The following is a 17,905-nucleotide window of genomic DNA, read 5'->3' as shown; positions in this document are numbered from 1 at the left end:
CTTTTGTCTTGGTCGTATAGGTCTCTTTTAGTTGACGGTTGCCGCCAGTTTTCTGCCTATTTGTGCTCTCTCTTTTGTTGGTTCCGGTTCGCCTTTGTTGAATCCCCTTTGTTTATGCGGCTTTCCGGCCTGTTTGGCTGGAAGCGGCAATGGCTGGTTTTCTGTGGCCCTCTCTTGTGCGGCTGATGTTTGGATAAAAGCGACTTTTGTCCAAAGTGAAAACATACACAAGTTATATTTTTACACCTCCCGTCAAAATCATACACAATATAAGCATAAATCATACACATTGCAAATATAAACATACACAATATATATTTAAATCCTACACATTATACTAAATATAGGCGCCTATATTTAGTATAATGTGTATAAAAACATACACATTACAGTTTGTATAATACAATTAAATATGTATGATTTATATTAAATATGTATGATTTTGCTATTGTTGTTATTTTGTGTATGATTTGGTAGTATGTGTATGTTTTATTTTTTGCCAATCAGGAGGGATTCAGATGTCAGAGAAGAAAGAAGCCGCCGAGAAAGCGGTAACTGAAAAAGAAAGAGCCACACGAAAAGTCGACCTGCGAAAGCTGGTGAGCAAATATAAAGATGAGGTGGTAGCCATTGAGGCGAGTCACGCGCCGCAGGCAGAAAAAACCCGAAAATTCCGTGCTATAGGGCAAAAAATTCGCAGTGCGCTTTACACGGACAGGCGCCGTTACCAAGGAAAAGGTCAGGCCAATCGCGTCACCTTAAACACCTATAACACCTATCTAAGTAGAGTCAGAAAGGTATTTGAGGAAATGGGGCTGCGCCACCACCTTCTGGACAGAGATATTGGCCGGCTACAGAAACGCTACCCTCACCACGCTCAGGCCCTAGAATCGCTAGAGAATCTCCCCCCCGAAAAAACAAGGCTGGCTAAAAAACATCTTGAAGAGCAGCTTCGAGGAGCTGCAAAGATATCTAGCACACTTGAAGGACTCGATTTTTCTAAACCCGCTGCCAAACGGAAAATCGACCAACTAAGAAAGGCGTACCCCATCTATGCCGATATGCTTTCCGACCTTTTAAGTGGGGACGCAATCGATGCGGAGTTCGCTCTACTCGCAGCGTTAGATGAGGCTGAGCTCCTGATTGAGGGGCTCACCTCATTGAAAATTAACCATGAGATTATGTATGCCTTAAGAATGGAAAAAGGGTTGCGGGCAACGCACACCGCAAAAAAAGAAGCTGCTTTGGGGGTGAAAAAACGCACGGCTATAGCAATTCAATACTCAAACTATATTCAGCGAGTCACCAATATCCTTGCCAACCCTACGAAAAATAGCGGGGCAGATACCATGTATGCCATGGCCCCGCTCACTTTTGCCCTATGCGCTGCTACTGGGCGACGGCCTATCGAAGTGCTATTCCAGGGAGAGTTTTCCCTGGTAAAGCTTAAGGGAGGGAAAGTAGACCCGCACCGCCTGGCCTTTTCCGGCCAGGCAAAAAAACGCAGCGAGGATGGTGAGTATCAGAGGATCATTTATACCCTCGCTCCTGCCGAAATTGTTGTTGCTGGTATTAGGCATCTGCGCGCCCTGCCCCAGGTTGCCGACTTGCCAGAAAGTGAAGGGGTGAAGGGAGATACCCGCAGCCTAAATGCGAAAATTGCCAGCCGTGTTGGGGCTCCCCTTAATACCTATGCCAAGGAATTTTTTGCGGATAAGAAGCGTGTGCTCAAAGATACTCGCTCGATTTACGCTCGCATCTGCTATGAGCTCTGGTTCCACCGGGACCCCCGCTGGAAAAAATCCGATGAGGATGTTTTTTTCGCAGAGCTGCTGGGGCATGACGACGAAACCACGCAGATGCATTACAAGCAATTCAAGGTTGCCGGCTGCGACCCTGACTTCGAACCCGAAACCGAGCAGCGCAGCGGTCGCCTTGAACAGCTCGCCGAGTTTGATGAAATGATGCCGGATATGGCCAATGGTGACGCTGCAGTAAAGATTCATCAAAAGGTAAAGGAGCAGCTGGAAAAGGATCCAGAGACAAAATTTACCCAGAGCTTTTTGATAAATCTAACCAAAGCCTACCGTCCTCTAATCAAGCGCTACATGGAGACCTGCGCGGATGCGTTGGGTATCGAGCTGCAAGAGAATGGCCGCTGGCGACAGCTGGATGAGGCTGAGCCTCCGGTCCTGGTAGAGGTTCCTGTTGAAGAGGAGGCCGAGGACCTGGAGGCCGAAGAGGCGGAAATTGAGGAGCAGGAGGCCGAGGACTCGGTCCAGGAGCCATCGCAAAGGCCTGCTGCAAAACCGCGTATTTCTTACAACCGCGAAGGGAATCTGTGGCGTGCGGCCGTCACTATCGATGGAGAGGAGGTGGCCCACTCCCTGGATAAGAATCGCCAAACAGCGATGGAGGAGGCCTGGACCGAATATCTCGCGGTTACAGCATGACCTCTGGGGGTGGCAATGCCGCCCCCTTGATCTGCCGCTGCAAATCCAACGCTTTATCGAGCTCATCCTGCAGGAGCGATAGGCTGCCCTCCCACTCCTGGCCCAACCGCTGCTCGCTGGCTGCGCTAATCAATAACGCTATGGTTGCGGCAACCCGACGGATCTTAGTATCCGCCTGTTCAATTAGATCAAACAGGCCTGCTTTCCCTGTGTCATCCATGATCTTTTCCTAGTAATAACACTCACCCCCTCTAAATTAAGGATGCCCAGCAAAGGTGCAAGCCGCCAAGGGGGACATAGTAGAGACATTTTTGTGATTTTGGTCACACTGAAGGCGCTAGATTCTTTATTAGCTTTAAAACGGCAACCCCGGTTCGGGAGTCCAGTGTTCGAAAATGCCTTACTAATTGCACCTCGGCTGTTGGCGCCGTGTCCACTCCTGCTACCAGGTGATCGATGCTGATGTCCAGGTAGGGACATATCAACATTAAGTGGCGACAGCGAATTTCCGCCCCCTTGCGCCAACCTGTCACTACCCCTGGCGACACTGCTGCAACTTCCGCCAATTCCTGGCCACTAACTCCTGCGTGCTTCATCGCCGCCTGAAGGCGTTGTCCTCGCATGGCATCCAGCCTGCTAACCATTCCATCTCCCTATTTTCAGTCCTACTGAAAGAAATTGACCTGTTTTTTTATTAGAATCGAATCTTTACCGATAAAGTCGAATTTTATCGGTAGGTGACAGAGGGGACAATCACCCGAATTGGTAGTGGATGAGAATAAAATAACAGACTGCATCGGGACATTTGATCCGCAGCGGGGAGCGCGGCTGGAATCGGCAATGCGCAAAGCCCAGTGCAAGCGGGCCGAACTCGCATATTTGTGCAACACCAGTGAGCGACAAATTACCCGATACCGATCCGGCTACCCTATTCCGCAGCACCGTATTGATTTAATTTGTGAGCGCTGTGGTATCTCTGAGCACTATCTCCTTTATGGAAAAAGCGCAGCGGGCGCTGTCGAAATCTATAGCCCTTCAGAACCAGAGTGTGAGCTGTCTCTGCCGAGCATTAATCAGGAGCCCGTACACCCGCTACATATTGGCTTATTGCGTCATATCCGCTGCTGCTCGACAGAGTTACAAATTTCGATGCTGGACCGGGTGATTAATAACCGCTGGTCGGTTTTACGTGCTCCATTTGAAGGGGGGAACCTGCTCCTGGATGGGATACCGCTGGATCGCTATGAAGTCGCTGCTGTGCTGGCACTACGAGCCATCGATGATGTTGGGCAAGAGATCGCGCTGATCAACCAGCTGGTAGGCACCCGCCTTTAAGGGTTTTTTCTATTTTACCCGAGGGCCGCCAGCCCCTTTCTATCTACCAGGTTTAACAGTTTGAGAGAGGTTCCGCGTGGCGACTTTCTGCCTTGCTCCCACTGCTGGACTGTAGATTTACTGGTATTTAGGTAGGCCGCAAACACGCCTTGACTGGTTTTGCTTTTCTTGCGCAGTCTTTGAATTTGTGCCGGTGTATATTCTTTTAATGGAGGCAACTTCATCGCGTCAAATTCACGTAGTGTTGCTGTATCAATCGCTCCTGCCTCATGCATATCCTGCACAGACTCAAGGATCATTTCATTTATTGACTGTTTCATCGCGTGTAATCTCGATTAGTGTTGAACCGGCTAGGTATGCCGCCAGTTCCTTCTCGCTCAAATTCAGCAGAACCTTTGCATACTTCTTCAGATTCCTCTCCTCTGATTCTGATATGTTCGACCGCTCTCCCTTCGAGAACCCATAGATAAAAAACGACCTTTTCCCGCGCTTAAAGGCGATGAGTGATCTCACTCCCCCTGATTTTCCTTTGCCTTTAAGCGCCACTCGTTGCTTTACCAGCCCGCCTCCAAGGTTTACATGCGGTGTTCCGCTCTCCATCAGATCAACAGCATCACACAGTGCCTCATCAGTCAGCTTTTCCTTCTTCGCCCACTTGGCAAACTGCCTGTTTTTGAAAACCCGCATTCAACTTGCCTATGGTTATTATGCTTGAAGTGTAACACTAGGTGTCACAGTTTGCACCTGAGATTCTGCATCCTCAGCCCTCTTCGCAAAGAACCGATCCACAAGCACCTGCAGGAACTCACTCGACATCATCCCAGCCTCCAGATCCTCCCAGTGCGCCGGAGTCAGCCCCGCCACCACCTCATCGCGGAATACCGTATCAGAGCCCGAACAAGCCTCCTCGATCAGCGCCATTGCGGTGGGATATTTCTCCTCCAGTTCTTTCAAGGGGTGGACCACCTTTGTATCCAGTGTTCTATACACATACTGCGAAGGTGGTCCACCCTCACGGCCACACTCCGGCACCCCCTCAGCGCCCAAGAGGGCCTCGTCTTGTGCGGGGGCGGGCTGGGCTTGTGGATCGCTGTCGGCGTCGTGGATGGCCAGGCTGGAGACGCCTGCGGCTTGGCGGCGGCGGTAATAGTCATCAAGCTGTGCCCAGCTATCAGGGTCGATAAAGTGGACCCGTTTTTTCACTTTGCCGCGTCGCGTTGAGGGTACTTTGAGGCCGAGGCGCTCGAGCACGGTTTTGGCCCAGGTTGTGGCACATTTGGGTTTTGCTTTGGGAGAAACATAGGCACCAATCGGCAGCTCATTGTACTCCTCGATGGCCGCCTCAGAGCAGAGCACCGTGTCCATGGCCTCGCGCGCCTGTTGAGCAGTGAACTCCCCTACTCCGCTCTCGACATCGATGCCGAGGCTTTCAAATACCTGACACAGCAGGCGGTGAGTGGCGGTTTTGAGCAGGCGGCGGGTGGTGGTTACCCCCTTCTCGGCCAGATGGTTGTCAAACGCCTGGCAAGTTTCTGTATTTGCCCGCAGCGCCTCGAAATTGGCCAGGCGCTTGAGGCCGCGGTCCTCCCAAAATTCAATATCCTGCTGCTCTACCAGTGGTGCGCACAGCTGGGTTTTGATGAGGTAGCGGGTAAGCTGTGCGGCCTCCTCTCGGCTCATGACATCGCGGCGCATCAGGGCTTGGGCCACATCCTCTTCGGGAGTCGTTTCGTGGTGAATGAGTGCGTGACGCTCGGCAGTTACCGCTTTTTTGGCTAGGGCTTTGCCCTCTTTGGCCTGCTCCTCGTCGAGAGGGTTGGCGGTGAGGTGACTTACCCGGTAACCATCGCCCAGTAGGATCAGCAGCATATTGTTGGCAAAATCCGCGCGTGCCTTGCGCTCAGCAGCAGTGGCGTCGAGCCAGACATCATCGAACATCGTTTTGCGCCAGCGGGCTACAAACTCTTTGTCGGTTTCCTCCCAGTCTGGTTCGCGTCCGCTGGCATCAATCAGGGCGCGGCGATCGGCAGCAACTCGCCCGCGATAGATGCGATCTCGGTCAGTTTCACGTCGGTAATCGGTGATATGGAACCCGACAATATAGCGTTGTGCTGTGCGGTCTCGGCGCAGCATTTGGATGGCGTCGGAGGGTGCAACGGCGCCAAAAAAGATGCCGATATGGTTGCGAAAATGCGGCTGCTCAATGGATACACCGGAGCTGATTGCTGGACTGTAAATGACCACATCCCAGTTGAATTGCTGAGTATTAGGGTCTGCCAAAAAAGCTTCCACATCCTCTTCGCCCTTGCTGTCCTTGTGGACATGCAGGACTTTGACCCCCTCGCATTCAGTGCGCAGGCGTTGAGCCAGGGCGGCGCCATCTTTGGCTGAGTCATCGGCGACCAATGCGGTCTCGCCGCGCTTGACTGCGTTGACTACTTGTTGCTGAGCCATAAGGTCACTGGTGTGCAGCACCTCAATATGGGAGCAGTCAGTGGGCATTTCGATGATATGGATTGGCTCGTTAGGGCAGGCCCTTTCGGCAAACTCGACTAGTGCGTCACCCGCGTCGGCATCGCACATCACAGTGCGGTTGGCGCTGCGCATCATCTCTGCCAGCTGCTCAAGGACCAGTACGGGATTGTCGACGGTGCCATCGGCAACATGGCGCAAAGTCTGGCTGGCCTCATCAATCAGTAAGTCTTCAACCGTGGCAAAAAATGGCGCGAACTTGGGGTGGGTGATGGAATTAATGCAGCAGCCCATACGCTGCACCATGGGCACCATTGGGGCAGCAAGATCCTGATAATTATCGACGCGTATCTGTAGTCGGCCAGTGATTTCATCGCGTTCGGATAGTCGGTTGCAGGCATCGGCGATCAGGCTAACCCGGTGTGCCAGGTAGGCGCCGCGCTGACTGTTGCGCATCAGTGGCGCCAGCAGGTGTTTGGTTTTGCCGCTGGCCATTGGGGCGCGCACGATAATTACGCCATCGAGGGCCAGTATTTTGCGCAGCACCTTCGGTGGCAGCAGTGGGCGGCCTTCAGCATCGTAAACTGGCAGTACGCGCTCGTAGCTAATATTGGGTTTGGTCAGAGTTTCCTGGGTGAAGTTGCGGAATCCTTGCGCGCTTTTCATCTTCTGCGCCATTAGCCATTGGGCGCGGCGCTTGAGTTCGGGCAACTCTTCTGGCGACAACTGAGTGCGGTCTTGCAGGGAGGATGAAACCATATCGACGACCTCAGTCGCACTGTGAGCAAATGGCACCAAAGACATCCCCGCATTAACGGCCCGCAATGCCTCTTCTTTAACAGCCTCTTTTTTAGTTAGCGCGAGGCGCTGCAATCGATAAGGGAAGGCCTTGGTTTCGGCCTTTAGTTTGCACTTTGCGCTGCGCAGCTTTTTCCGTACACCATCGAGCCCACGTGGGTGTAGGCAATGAACATCGTTCCAGTCGGTAGGTTTGGAATCGGTGTCCATATCCTCAAAGGTGGGAAAGGTGATTTTTACTGTGGGGTCTATCTTGGCGCAATCCAGGGCGGCAAGCAGGCCGGCATTTCCTTTACCTTCTGCTGCCTTCCAGCAGTCGTTATCCGCATCGACAAATTTAGGGTTATTGGGGTAGTAACGGCAGAACAGCGAGAAAACCTCAACCAGGTTGCCGGCATTAAATGCAACAATGCAAACTTGCTTGGTGGCCAGATGGATTGTGCAGCCGGTAGCGAATCCCTCCTGGAATCGAATGGGCTCGCCGCGTTTCACTGCGCCAGTTAAATCTCCGATAACAAAAAAAGCACCACTGGTTTCCATGCCGGTGGTAAACAGCTTGTTGGTTGGCTTGCTTTTAGGAGATAGCTGAAATTTATTCTCGTAGATTTTCTGTAAGCCCTGGCTCACCCCATGGATACTACTGGCCAGAATAGACAGGAATCGCCCGCGCTTATCTTTACCCAGGCGCACATCAATTCCGGCTAAGGCCTCGATAATTCGCTTATCGATTGCATATTTGTGCGCTGGTTCCGGGGTGGTTACCGCGGTAGCCACTTGGTCTGGTGATGTTTTTCCCGGGGTGGTTACCGCGGTAGCCACCTGGTCTGGCGATGTTTTTCCCGGGGTGGTTACCGCGGTAGCCACTTGGTCCGGTGATGTTTTTCCCGGGGTGGTTACCGCGGTAGCCACCTGGTCTGGCGATGTTTTTCCCGGGGTGGTTATCGCGGTAGCCACTTGGTCCGGCGATGTTTTTTCAGGGGTGGTTACCGCGGTAACCACCTGAGCGGCGGCGAAGGGCAGGCTAGAGTGCAGCTTTAGATCGCGCTCAACACTTTCGCGCGCTGCTTTTTCCTTGGCCTTTTGTTCAGCTTCGAGTCTGGCAAGCTTTTCTTTGCGCTTGCGCTCTTTCTCAGTGAGGCGGGCTTGCCGCTCCTGCTTTTCCTTTTCGCTGATTTCGATACCGGCTTCACGGCGGTACATATCCAGCAGGGCTAAAAAACCATTCCAGGAATCGCTCTCTCCACCCAAGCCTTTTGCGGCAAAGGTAAAAAACGGGATTCTTAAAATCGAGCCGTCATGGTTTACGCTGTGTTCTTCAGCGTAAATAGCAACCCTGCCTTTATAATTGCTCTTTTCGTGAAGAAAATAGATCTTTTTGCGGAGTACCTTGGAGGCTTTACCTTTTCCGGTAGAGAGAAGAAGGTTGGAACTGGTGGCATCCCAGTCGATATCGAACTGCGCAGCGATATTGGCAATATCACCTGCGTAGTGCTCCATTAGGTTGTAGGGGCTGGAATTGAATCGCTCTTGATACCACTCCCCCAGCGGCATCAAGTTATGGTCATTTGAGTGCAAGTTATATTCTCCACGCAAAAGCGGCGTTTTTTTTATTTCAAACGCTTGCAACTGCCTGGTTGCGGCCCTACACTCAGCTTTCAGGTTTGGGCTGTGAGGTAAGGGCGCATCCACGCTATTTTATCTGTCGGCCTTTCAAAAACCCGGTGCTCCAACACCGGGTTTTTTATTGTCCGTTATTCTGTAATCCGTCTAAGCGGTTACATGGCGGTCTCTCCTCTGCCGAATCGGTAGATCAAAATTTGATCAAATCGCCTTCTTTTAGAACTCTGATCCTACCCCGAGAGTGATCCCGCGTCTATAGCGCGCTGGAAGGGCGCTGCAAGCGTTCCTCTGCGGGACAGTTTAGGGGTGTTTATTCGAATTTCGCAACTCGTATTTCGTATTTAGTGCAAATTCCAGCGGGATTCTATGACAACGCCGCAGATTTTTGCTTCAGCTAATGGCGTCTGAGAGTAGCTGCGATTCAGTGGACGTAGGTATTGATCGAGGCCATCGCTGACCAGCTGCTTAAATGTGGAGCGGCCTTCGGGGGTGAGTGCGACGATAAAATCACCCTCCATTGGAGCGCGCAAGGGGTCCACCAGGATGGTGTAGCCCTCGGGGAAACTGGTACCTCGCTCACTCTGCATACTGTCCCCGGATACCGTGAGGGCGTAACAGCTCTCAGTGGCCGGCGGTGGAGCCAGTACGGTGGCGCGATTCTGGCGCAATGCGGAGCGATTTTCCGGCGCTTGCCACGGACCAATCTCATCCCACTGCAGGACGGGTACTCGCTGGGCTTGCAGCAGGGCGGGGTCTACGGGTTCGCCGCCTTCTGCCTCGCGAATTAAATCGGTGACAGTGACCCGGTAAAAACTGGCGAGGATCTGTAGGTTGCCGATATCGATGGTGGTGTTGCGGGTCTCCATGCGCTGTAGAGCGGCGGCACCAATAGCGTTGTCCAGCTCATACGATAATTCTGCAAGCGTCAGGTGGCGCTCATCGATGCGCAGCCTGCGCAGTACCCCGCCAATATTGAGTTCCATTACTGGAGCGACTCCGAAAGATTAGGCACTTCGGCAACTACGCCGTCGCGCAATACAAATGTCACAACCCGGCTAGTGCTGGATAAATCCCAGGATGTATCAACCTGGGACCAGGTCCACAGCTCCTGATCCCCTGTAGCGGTAATGCGCGTAGGCTGCCCCATTAGCTCCTTGAGCTCGATGGCGGTCATGCCAACTTCTACCTGGCGTACTGTGGCCCAGTCGAAGGGGTTGCCGGCACTAACACAGGCGGTTAGGGCCAAGGCAAAAGCGATGGCAGTAGCGAGAGATTGCGGTTTCATGCGATCACCGTCCGTTGGTTATTCGATTTCCGAAAAAATTCTCCCACTTATTTTCGATTCCGCAAAATCGAAATTCGAATTTCGTATTGACTTCAATATTCGAATTTAGCAAAATCTATCCATGCAGCAATTTCCAAGGCTGGAAAGGCCTAAAAAAAAGAGAAAAACGCCATGCACATCGGGGAGATTTCAGAGGATCGCATCCTTCTAAAGCACACCACCGAGTGGTTGACCGAGAAGGGGGTTAGCAAACAGCAGTTTGCCCGCCAGCACCTTTTGCCAAGCCTGGAAAAAAGCCAGCTTGAAATCGAAGAGCCGCTCAGTGCAGACAGTTATCAGAACTGGTTTGAATCCCGCCGCAAGATGATTAGCTCCATGCTGAGCGGAAAATCCGCAATTCCCCTGGCCTGGAAGTGGGCATGGATTTATGCCCTTCCAAAGCCTTACCAGCAGGAGTGCCTTAAGGAACTGATGGCATTGACCGGTAGTTTTTATTTGCCTCTGCCTTCAGGCACGAATGATCGCGTACCAACCCCATCCAGTTTGGCCTGCTTGACCAGGGAATTTTCCGATGTGATTGCGAGCAGCAAGCCAGCACAGGATGGGATGCTTGATGTTAGGGATGAAAGGGAGGAGCTCCGAGAGTATGCAGCGGGGCTTCTGGACTTGGTTGAAAAGGGTGTGCAGGAGCTTTTGAACATCCAAAAAGGGACCGGGTTATTGGCTCCGCGCGTTCTACAGAGAATGTTGAATGAGCGCCTCGGTAATGAAGATTAACAGCAGCCGCTTGTTGTGGGGTTCGCCCCACATTTTTTTAAATTTTGGGGTGGTTACCGCGGTAGCCACCTGAAAAACAACCCACTCATGAGATGGCGGGCATGCTCGCACTTGAATTTTCCCTAAAGGCTTGGCGGGGTTCGCCCCGCATTTTTTTTTAGCTTTTGGGGTGGTTACCGCGGTAGCCACTTGGATAGATAGTGATTTTCGGGGGTGGTTACCGCGGTAACCACCTGGAAAAGGAATCCTTTACCAATCGCAGAGCGAGGTCGATATGTTCAAAAGCGTTGTTGTTTACCGGTTCTGCAAGCCTCTGGAGTTGGGGGCGCGGGAAATAGCTCAGAATCTGAAAGCGAAGTGTTTCACGCCACCGGCTCCCACCGAGGCCGGTCGCTGTGGTTTTGTCCCACCCGCAGAGCAGATAGATAGTGAGCTGCTGTCCGAGTTGAATCCACTACGTTTCCTGCGCCAGGTGGATGGGCGCTGGGTGGTGGCATTGCGCCAGGCGGTACGCAAGGTAAAGCCGGCAGAGCTGCAGAAAGCGATTCAAAAGCGGGCTGAGGAAATTGGAAAGCGCGAAGCTCGCCCAGTTTTAAGGAGGGAGCGGGAGCAGATTAAGCAGGAAGTTTTGATTGACCTGCTGCCGCACGCCTTCCCCGAAGAGAAAACCGCGCTCGCCTATATCACCCCGCGCACCGGGCTGCTGATTGTGGAGGCCAGCGGTCATAACGGGGCTGAGCTTTTTCTTAGTGCCCTGCGCGAAGCGACTCAAAACTTGCCGGTAGCGATGCCGCAGATGTCTCGCAATACGGCGCAGGAGATGATGAGCTGGTTAAAAAACGGCATTCCTGCCGGGTTTCGCTTGGGCCTACATGCGGAGTTTCGCAGTGAGCACGACGGCTCCTGCCGTGTCACTTTGAACAACGAAGATCCCACCGACGATAACGCGCAGGGCTATCGCGAGGGTGGCTACGAGGTGGCGGTGTTGGCGCTGGAGACTGATGACGGCGCCGCGGGGATTGATTTCCGCTTAACCGATGAGCTGCTGATCAAGCAGATCAAACCGCAATATAAGAGCGACGATATTTACGGTATCGAAGAGGATGAAGCCAACGGGTTATCGGGGGCTTTTGATGCGGAGTTGGTGTTGTTCGCCGGCATCTTAGATGGCGTTTGGCAGGGGCTGGTGGAGGCGTTTGGCGGCTACTACGAGGAGCAGGAGCCGGCCACCTGGAAGCCAAAAGAGGCGGATCTGTTGCTTGTCGGTGATTCTGTAGAAGAGCCGGCAGAGGACCCGCTTTACGAAGATGCGGCCGAGCTTGTAAAGAGCTGCGACAGTATAAGCATGTCCTTTATGCAACGAAAATTGCGTATAGGTTACAACCGGGCCGCATTGCTGGTGGTAGAGCTGGAGCGGCGAGGGGTTGTGTCGCCGCCAGATGAGTCTGGGCAGAGAAGCACCGCGCTTTTGGTGCGAGCTGAGGAGATGATCGATGCCGCTATTTGAATCTCCCGAGCAGGCCTGGCACGACGCTTTCACTACCGTCGAAGGTTTCCAGGACCCCTATTCCCCGCGCCCCCCTAAAGGCACCGCTCCCAGCAGTTATCGCGCAGTTCTGGAGGGCGAGTTGGCTAAGGTGCGCAAGGTCATCAAGTCGCTACCAGAAGCGCTGCGGGACTCGGGTATGTGGGCATTTGGCCCTGATGGCTCGGATGTGACGCGCAAAAGTCGCGACAAGATGAACCAGCGGGTGTGGGAGTTTTTGCTGGATCAGGGGCCGGAAAACGCCTATCGACGCTTCGAAAAGAATTGCCGCATGACGGTGCTTATTACGGCCATTAGCGAGCAGGTGCGCTCGGAGGCGAATGATGCGCGCGGTTCCAGCGAGGCGATCATTGCTGCTCACATGGGGATTAATCGCAGCACTTTTTCCAGGGTGTGGGCGCCTGTCTATCGCGGCGCTCTGGATGCATTTAAGGGCGAGGCAAAAGCCGCGCTCACCGGTATCGATCCGCTAATTCAAGAGATTAACCGCCGTTACCGGAGTGTCGGTTAGTGAGCCGGGAAAAGCGCCCCTGCTTGGGTTGCGGTTCCGCACCGCGCATGCGTCGCAATGACGCGGGCCTCTATCGAGCAGAGTGCAGCAACCCGGCGTGCCGCTGGACCTCGACCAATGGCGGTTTTCTTTCAAAGGAAGGTGCGCGGGTGCGTTGGCATCGGGACAACCAAGCCGGATGCGAGGAGACCTTTTATTGGTGGGTGCAGCGTCACCGCGAAATGCACGGCCATGCTCCGCTACCGATTCCAGCTAATTCCAGCGAGTTCACTCAGATCAATAACAAACTGTGCCGGCAGGCGAGGGAGAGCATTTATGCACCAGCAGCTTAAGGGGATGTTAGAGCGTCAGGCGGCTTTTAATGAGTCGGTGAAGCCGAACTGGAGCATACGGGATATGGATTGGGCGACCGCCATTTTGACCGAAACCAGTGAGTTGTTGGATCACCTGGGGTGGAAATGGTGGGCGAACCAGAAAAGGGATTTACCGCAGGCCCAGCTGGAGGCAGTGGATGTTAGTTGTTTTTTATTTAGCTGGATATTGCAGGAGGAGGACTGTGATATTGAGCGGGCAACGGAGGTTTTGGTGAGTGGGCTCAGTAAGGATATGGGAGGGTTTCCGGCTCCTGTTAGAGCGGCCAAAACTTTTGTTTCTAATGTTTTAACCATGGAAAACCCCTCTGTTAGTTTGCCGCTGTTTCGCAGCTTGCTGGATCAACTGGGGCTGACGGTTGCGACGTTGGCCGATTTGCATCTCGGAAAAATGGTGCTGAATCGTTTTCGCCAGGATCGCGGTTATGCGGACGGCTCTTACATCAAAGTTTGGGATGGGCTTGAGGACAATGAGCTGCTTCACAAAACGGTTTTGGGCCTTGAGAGATTTAGAGCGGCGCATCCGGAATACGCTGACGCAAGTGATGAGCAAGTGATTTATTCGGGATTGCAGGAGGCTTATTCCGTGTTTCAGCAATCTCAGAAAGGGGTGGGTGAGATAGAGGTTTTGCGGTGAGATACGGAAGCGTGTGCAGCGGCATCGAGGCGGCCACTGTGGCCTGGGAGCCGTTGGGCTGGCAGGCGGCTTGGTTCGCAGAAGTCGAGCCATTCCCCTGCGCGGTATTGGCCCACCACTGGCCGGAAGTGCGCAACCTGGGGGATATGACAAAGATTGCCGTTGCGGTGCTACGGGGCAATGTGGAAGCGCCGGAGGCTTTGGTGGGCGGCACGCCTTGCCAGGCTTTTTCTTTTTCGGGGATGCGCGAGGGTTTAAGCGATCCGCGTGGCCAGCTGACCATTAAATACGTGGAGTTATTAAATGCAATCGACCATGTTCGAACTGGCCGAGGAGAGCCCGCAGCTATTGCCGTGTGGGAAAACGTCCCCGGTGTCCTCAACTCAAAAGACAACGCCTTTGGCTGCTTCCTCGGGGCGCTCGCGGGCGACGACGACGCCCTTGTTCCCGGTCCACAACCTGAGCCTGGACGGTCCAGTGCCCATTGGAAGTGGTGCAAGAAAACCGATCAGCACTTTCCAGTGTGGACAGACTCAGGTCACGTTGCTGGACCCAAGCGCACAATCGCGTGGCGGGTACTTGATGCCCAATATTTCGGAGTGGCCCAACGACGCCGCCGTGTGTTCGTTGTCGCAAGTGCTAGAGAAGGATTCGATCCCGCAGCGGTACTTTTTGAGCGCGAGGGCTTGCGCCGGGATTCTGCGCCGCGCCGAGAAGCGCCGCAAGACGTTGCCGGCACTGTTACGGCAGGCGCTGGAAGGCGTCGTGGCGCGGGCATCGAGCCCGAACAGCTCACCGCCGGAACCCTGACAGCCACCTACGGCGAACAGTCAGGGCAGGATTTAATGGATATGCCCGGCGGGCTTTTACCAGTGGCATTTGGGCAAAACCGGCAATCCGGCCCGGTGGATGTGAGTCACGCACTCACCGCGCACGCGGGCCCGCACGGGCGCCTGGATTTCGAGAGCGAAACCTTTCTGATACAGCCCACTATTGCTTTTCCTGCTGAGATGAGTGGCACCCAGTGTGCCAGCAGCGAAAACCTAAGCCCTGCACTTTCAGTAACCCACACCACGGCGGTGGCTTTTGCACAAAACAGCCGCGATGAGCTCCGCGAGCTCCAAGTGGCTGGTGCATTGAGCTCCGGCGGTGGAAAGCCAGGGCAAGGGTTTACCGCAATTCGCCAGGGTATGGCCGCGCGTCGCCTTACCCCAGTGGAGTGCGAACGCCTGCAGGGCTTCCGCGATAACCACACCTTAATCCCGCTTAAATCCCGCAAAAAGGTGGAGGCCGAAATGGTCGCCTATTACAGCCGCCTACTAAAACGCGAACTCACCGCCGAAGAGTGCGATTACCTGGCCAGCGATGGCCCCCGCTACAAAGCCATAGGCAACAGCAAAGCGGTGCCGGTGGTGCATTGGATTGGGTTGCGTATTTCTAATGCTCTGCGGGAGGCGGCTTAAATGGAAATGGATTTTATTGGAGGCTGCCTGCTTGGAGTTGTGGCTGGTCTTTTTACTGGATATCTGCGGATTATGTTTTTGTGGGCGCTGCAGGATCAGCAGGAGAGAAAGCTAAGAGAGGAGAGATGGCAGGCGATTCAGGAGGCGCAGGCTCTGTTGCAGAAAAAGGGAGAGGCGCTTTTACGGGATTTTGAGGAGATGAGGAGGGGCCTTGATTATTACCAACGATGAATTAATTCAGCTGGTCTGGTTAAACCAATTGCGGCGTTTGTCCTCTTCGGTTCTGGATATTGGGAACGAGGGGAAGTTCTGGTTAACGGGAGGGCATGAATCGAATTACCTCTGTGCGATTAAGGAGAGCCGCGAGAAGCGCTGCGTGGTGACCACTCTGCTGCCTCAGCCTTATTTGTGGACGCGCTTAAAGCAGCTGCAGGAGAGTGGATTGTTGAACATGGATGGCCAGCGCTGTGTTTTTTGGCTGGATGGGGATTGCTCTCGAAGTGCCTGGCGGGTGGCTCGGAATTTCTGGCGTAAGCGGGGGGTGAAGGGGCATCCCAACCCTGCGAACAGGATACCGAGAAAGGTTTTTGAGGATTGGGCGGAGCAGTGCCGGGATCTGCTCTTAGCGAAGTTTTCCGGGGCTTATGCGCCAGTGGTGCAGCAGGCGGCCTAGTGTAGTTGGCGGGCTGAGAATTTAAACAGGGTTATTTTTTTTGGAGAGAAAGTGATGGGTAGCAAAGCTGAGATTAAAAGATTCGCCGTTTATGGCGGGCAAATGGCGCTGAACGATGGCGGCCGCCGCGATTTTAAAGGTGCCTTTAGTTCACGCAACTTAGCCATGAAGTTGGCCCGGCAGCGCGCCAAAGACAGGCGCGGCACCTGGGTGCAGATAGAGGACCGTTTGACCAACACCTACACCGAGTACGGCATCACTGCTTATGGAGAGCTTAAGGAGCGTTTCAAGGATTGCCCCTTGGGTGGTGAGTCAGAAGAAGGGGCTCAGGTAGAAGCCGCGAGTTGATCGCCAGCTAAAGCAGTCCATTCGGTGAGGGCTTGGAAGGGAATGATTTTAGGGCATTAAAAAGGGGGAGGTGCGAATTATGGCCAGGGGAATCAACAAGGTCATATTGATTGGGAATTTGGGGCAGGACCCGGAAACCAAATATTTGCAGAACAGTCCGGTAACCAATATCAGCTTGGCTACCAGTGAGTCCTGGAAGGATAAGCAAACCGGCCAGCAGCAAGAGCGCACGGAGTGGCACAGGGTGGTGTTTTGGAATCGCCTCGCGGAAATCGCTGGGGAGTATCTGCGCAAGGGTTCCAAGATTTATGTCGAGGGCTCTCTGCGCACGCGCAAGTGGCAGGATAAAAACACCGGGGAGAATCGCTACACCACCGAAATTGTTGCGAGTGAAATGCAGATGCTCGACGGGCGCAGAGCGGGGGAGAGCTTTGGCGAGGGTGCGAGCGGTGCTGCTATGGGTGTAGGTATGGGCAACCAGGCGGGAGGTTATCAGGGCGGCTTCCAGCAAGGGGGTTACCAGCAGGGTAATCAAGGGCACCCTGCACCGAGCAATCAGCAGCCGCCCGCACGGCAGCCAAACCAGAGTCCCGCCGGGGGTTTTGACAATAGTTTCGATGACGATATTCCGTTTTAGAGGTTACCTAAGATCCGTTTTGATGGAGGGGAGCATGTTGGTTCGACTTTTATTTTGGTTGAGTGCGCGCTTGCCGTGCCGATTGATACCGCTGGAATCTGGGCCGTATTTAGAGCGTTATTACCTGGGGCAGTTGTTCGGGATGACGTTTTATCTGCACCGGTTTGTCAGCAGTGACAGCGAGAAGCATCTGCACAACCATCCGTGGGAGTGGGGCGGTTCGCTGATCCTGAATGGCGGCTATATGGAGGAGCGCGCCGTCGATATGTGCCCGGTCGCGAGTTCGTCGGGCTGCCTGACCGAATTTAAATATCGGCGTTGGTTTAACCGGGTGAATGCGAACACCTTCCATCGAATTCACAAGGCGGAGCCGGAAACCTGGACGCTGTTTGTTGAGGGGACGCGGGTGATGGTTGGGCAGAAGCGGAAAGGGTGGGGCTTTTTCCAGCAGCTGCGTGGATTTGGTGAGGGGGAGGAGGGTTTGATTACCGTTTTTACACCTTACCCACGCAGCTTCGGCAATTGGTGGGAGGGTGCAAGGCGCGGTGGCCAGGCAGGGCGGGTGCCTCTCAATGGCTAATAAGACGGCTTGGCTGGATGTTCCGAAAATCCCGAGGCCTCCGCAGTGTGAAGCCATGCGCGAGACGGTTTATTACAGGGATACAGAGGACACGGATCGCCGTTGCGTTCGGGCGGCGCGGGTTTTGATTGGTGGCCAGCGTTTATGTATGCAGCATGCGGGGCCGATTGCGATTGGACGGTTGGTGAGTATGGAGGCAGGTCCGAATGAAAAGATGGGATAAGTTGAAAGCATGTTATCGCTGGAATTGGAGAAGCAGGATTGTCTTTAGGCTGTGGGGTGAATCCATTCTTGATTTTTGGCATGTAGTAAGGGGGGTTGTGGGCTGGGTTTTGCGTGCAATTGGCTTTTCGATATTCGCTTCACTTTATTTAGTGTTTATCCCACTTCACTTGCTTC

20 protein-coding genes and 1 pseudogene are annotated in these 17,905 nt (G+C 53.8%); 14 read left to right on the top strand and 7 right to left on the bottom strand.

Annotation, left to right across the window (positions count from 1 at the left end; genetic code table 11):
* Positions 1-518 precede the first annotated feature (518 nt).
* A complete protein-coding gene (locus tag ACJJJB_RS00235; protein WP_445364872.1) occupies positions 519-2,453 on the top strand; it encodes a protelomerase family protein in 1,935 nt (644 codons plus the stop codon).
* Here the strand turns inward: ACJJJB_RS00235 and ACJJJB_RS00230 are convergent.
* The gene (locus ACJJJB_RS00230; RefSeq protein ID WP_445364871.1) at positions 2,443-2,673 is read right to left on the bottom strand and encodes a hypothetical protein; all 231 of its coding nucleotides are present in this window, start codon (positions 2,671-2,673) and stop codon (positions 2,443-2,445) included. The genes ACJJJB_RS00235 and ACJJJB_RS00230 overlap by 11 nt on opposite strands.
* 103 nt (positions 2,674-2,776) lie before the next feature.
* Positions 2,777-3,097, bottom strand: coding sequence for a helix-turn-helix domain-containing protein (locus ACJJJB_RS00225; protein ID WP_445364870.1), 321 nt, complete (start codon positions 3,095-3,097; stop codon positions 2,777-2,779).
* 196 nt (positions 3,098-3,293) lie between these two features.
* Here ACJJJB_RS00225 and ACJJJB_RS00220 point away from each other — a divergent pair, with 196 nt between their 5' ends.
* Positions 3,294-3,788 carry a hypothetical protein gene (locus ACJJJB_RS00220; protein WP_445364869.1) on the top strand — a complete coding sequence of 165 codons (495 nt, stop codon included), beginning with the start codon at positions 3,294-3,296 and terminating at the stop codon, positions 3,786-3,788.
* 14 nt (positions 3,789-3,802) lie between these two features.
* Here ACJJJB_RS00220 and ACJJJB_RS00215 read toward each other — a convergent pair whose 3' ends face one another.
* The 5 genes from ACJJJB_RS00215 to ACJJJB_RS00195 form a co-directional block, all read right to left on the bottom strand.
* Positions 3,803-4,108, bottom strand: a complete 306-nt coding sequence (locus ACJJJB_RS00215; RefSeq protein ID WP_445364868.1) for a type II toxin-antitoxin system RelB family anti-toxin transcriptional regulator — start codon at positions 4,106-4,108, stop codon at positions 3,803-3,805.
* Positions 4,089-4,475 carry a type II toxin-antitoxin system RelE/ParE family toxin gene (locus ACJJJB_RS00210; RefSeq protein WP_445364867.1) on the bottom strand — a complete coding sequence of 129 codons (387 nt, stop codon included), beginning with the start codon at positions 4,473-4,475 and terminating at the stop codon, positions 4,089-4,091. Before ACJJJB_RS00210 ends, ACJJJB_RS00215 begins: the two co-directional genes overlap by 20 nt.
* A gap of 18 nt (positions 4,476-4,493) precedes the next feature.
* On the bottom strand, positions 4,494-8,633 hold the full coding sequence (locus tag ACJJJB_RS00205) for a plasmid replication protein, CyRepA1 family (protein WP_445364866.1): 4,140 nt from the start codon (positions 8,631-8,633) through the stop codon (positions 4,494-4,496).
* Between the two features lie 386 nt (positions 8,634-9,019).
* Positions 9,020-9,661, bottom strand: coding sequence for a LexA family protein (locus ACJJJB_RS00200; protein ID WP_445364865.1), 642 nt, complete (start codon positions 9,659-9,661; stop codon positions 9,020-9,022).
* Positions 9,661-9,963: a hypothetical protein gene (locus ACJJJB_RS00195; protein WP_445364864.1), complete on the bottom strand. Its 303-nt coding sequence runs from the start codon at positions 9,961-9,963 to the stop codon at positions 9,661-9,663. Before ACJJJB_RS00195 ends, ACJJJB_RS00200 begins: the two co-directional genes overlap by 1 nt.
* A 171-nt stretch (positions 9,964-10,134) precedes the next feature.
* Between ACJJJB_RS00195 and ACJJJB_RS00190 the strand changes: the two genes are divergently transcribed.
* From ACJJJB_RS00190 to ACJJJB_RS00135, 12 genes and pseudogenes are all read left to right on the top strand, one after another.
* Positions 10,135-10,740, top strand: coding sequence for a hypothetical protein (locus ACJJJB_RS00190; RefSeq protein WP_445364863.1), 606 nt, complete (start codon positions 10,135-10,137; stop codon positions 10,738-10,740).
* Between the two features lie 274 nt (positions 10,741-11,014).
* Entirely contained in the window at positions 11,015-12,247 is a 1,233-nt protein-coding gene (rdgC, locus tag ACJJJB_RS00185) for a recombination-associated protein RdgC (protein ID WP_445364862.1), read from the top strand.
* Complete coding sequence (locus ACJJJB_RS00180; protein ID WP_445364861.1) at positions 12,234-12,797, top strand: hypothetical protein; 564 nt, start codon at positions 12,234-12,236, stop codon at positions 12,795-12,797. Before rdgC ends, ACJJJB_RS00180 begins: the two co-directional genes overlap by 14 nt.
* Positions 12,797-13,129 (top strand): hypothetical protein, encoded by a 333-nt coding sequence (locus tag ACJJJB_RS00175; RefSeq protein ID WP_445364860.1) that lies wholly within the window; start codon positions 12,797-12,799, stop codon positions 13,127-13,129. Before ACJJJB_RS00180 ends, ACJJJB_RS00175 begins: the two co-directional genes overlap by 1 nt.
* The gene (locus ACJJJB_RS00170; protein ID WP_445364920.1) at positions 13,113-13,805 is read left to right on the top strand and encodes a dUTP diphosphatase; all 693 of its coding nucleotides are present in this window, start codon (positions 13,113-13,115) and stop codon (positions 13,803-13,805) included. Before ACJJJB_RS00175 ends, ACJJJB_RS00170 begins: the two co-directional genes overlap by 17 nt.
* A pseudogene (locus ACJJJB_RS00165) lies at positions 13,802-14,590 on the top strand (DNA cytosine methyltransferase); the annotation flags it as partial. The gene ACJJJB_RS00170 and the pseudogene ACJJJB_RS00165, both read left to right, overlap by 4 nt.
* A gap of 678 nt (positions 14,591-15,268) precedes the next feature.
* Positions 15,269-15,499 carry a hypothetical protein gene (locus tag ACJJJB_RS00160; protein ID WP_445364919.1) on the top strand — a complete coding sequence of 77 codons (231 nt, stop codon included), beginning with the start codon at positions 15,269-15,271 and terminating at the stop codon, positions 15,497-15,499.
* Positions 15,480-15,941 (top strand): hypothetical protein, encoded by a 462-nt coding sequence (locus ACJJJB_RS00155; RefSeq protein WP_445364918.1) that lies wholly within the window; start codon positions 15,480-15,482, stop codon positions 15,939-15,941. The genes ACJJJB_RS00160 and ACJJJB_RS00155 overlap by 20 nt, the downstream gene beginning before the upstream one ends.
* Positions 15,942-15,995: 54 nt before the next feature.
* The gene (locus tag ACJJJB_RS00150; RefSeq protein ID WP_445364917.1) at positions 15,996-16,289 is read left to right on the top strand and encodes a hypothetical protein; all 294 of its coding nucleotides are present in this window, start codon (positions 15,996-15,998) and stop codon (positions 16,287-16,289) included.
* Positions 16,290-16,368: 79 nt separating this feature from the next.
* On the top strand, positions 16,369-16,926 hold the full coding sequence (gene ssb / locus ACJJJB_RS00145) for a single-stranded DNA-binding protein (protein ID WP_445364916.1): 558 nt from the start codon (positions 16,369-16,371) through the stop codon (positions 16,924-16,926).
* Positions 16,907-17,506 carry a hypothetical protein gene (locus ACJJJB_RS00140; RefSeq protein WP_445364915.1) on the top strand — a complete coding sequence of 200 codons (600 nt, stop codon included), beginning with the start codon at positions 16,907-16,909 and terminating at the stop codon, positions 17,504-17,506. The genes ssb and ACJJJB_RS00140 overlap by 20 nt, the downstream gene beginning before the upstream one ends.
* Positions 17,499-17,729 (top strand): hypothetical protein, encoded by a 231-nt coding sequence (locus ACJJJB_RS00135; protein WP_445364914.1) that lies wholly within the window; start codon positions 17,499-17,501, stop codon positions 17,727-17,729. The genes ACJJJB_RS00140 and ACJJJB_RS00135 overlap by 8 nt, the downstream gene beginning before the upstream one ends.
* Positions 17,730-17,905: the final 176 nt, after the last annotated feature.

This window comes from Microbulbifer variabilis (assembly GCF_052468405.1).
Note: the sequence above shows the minus strand (reverse complement) of the source record. Positions and strands in the feature narration are given on the sequence as shown.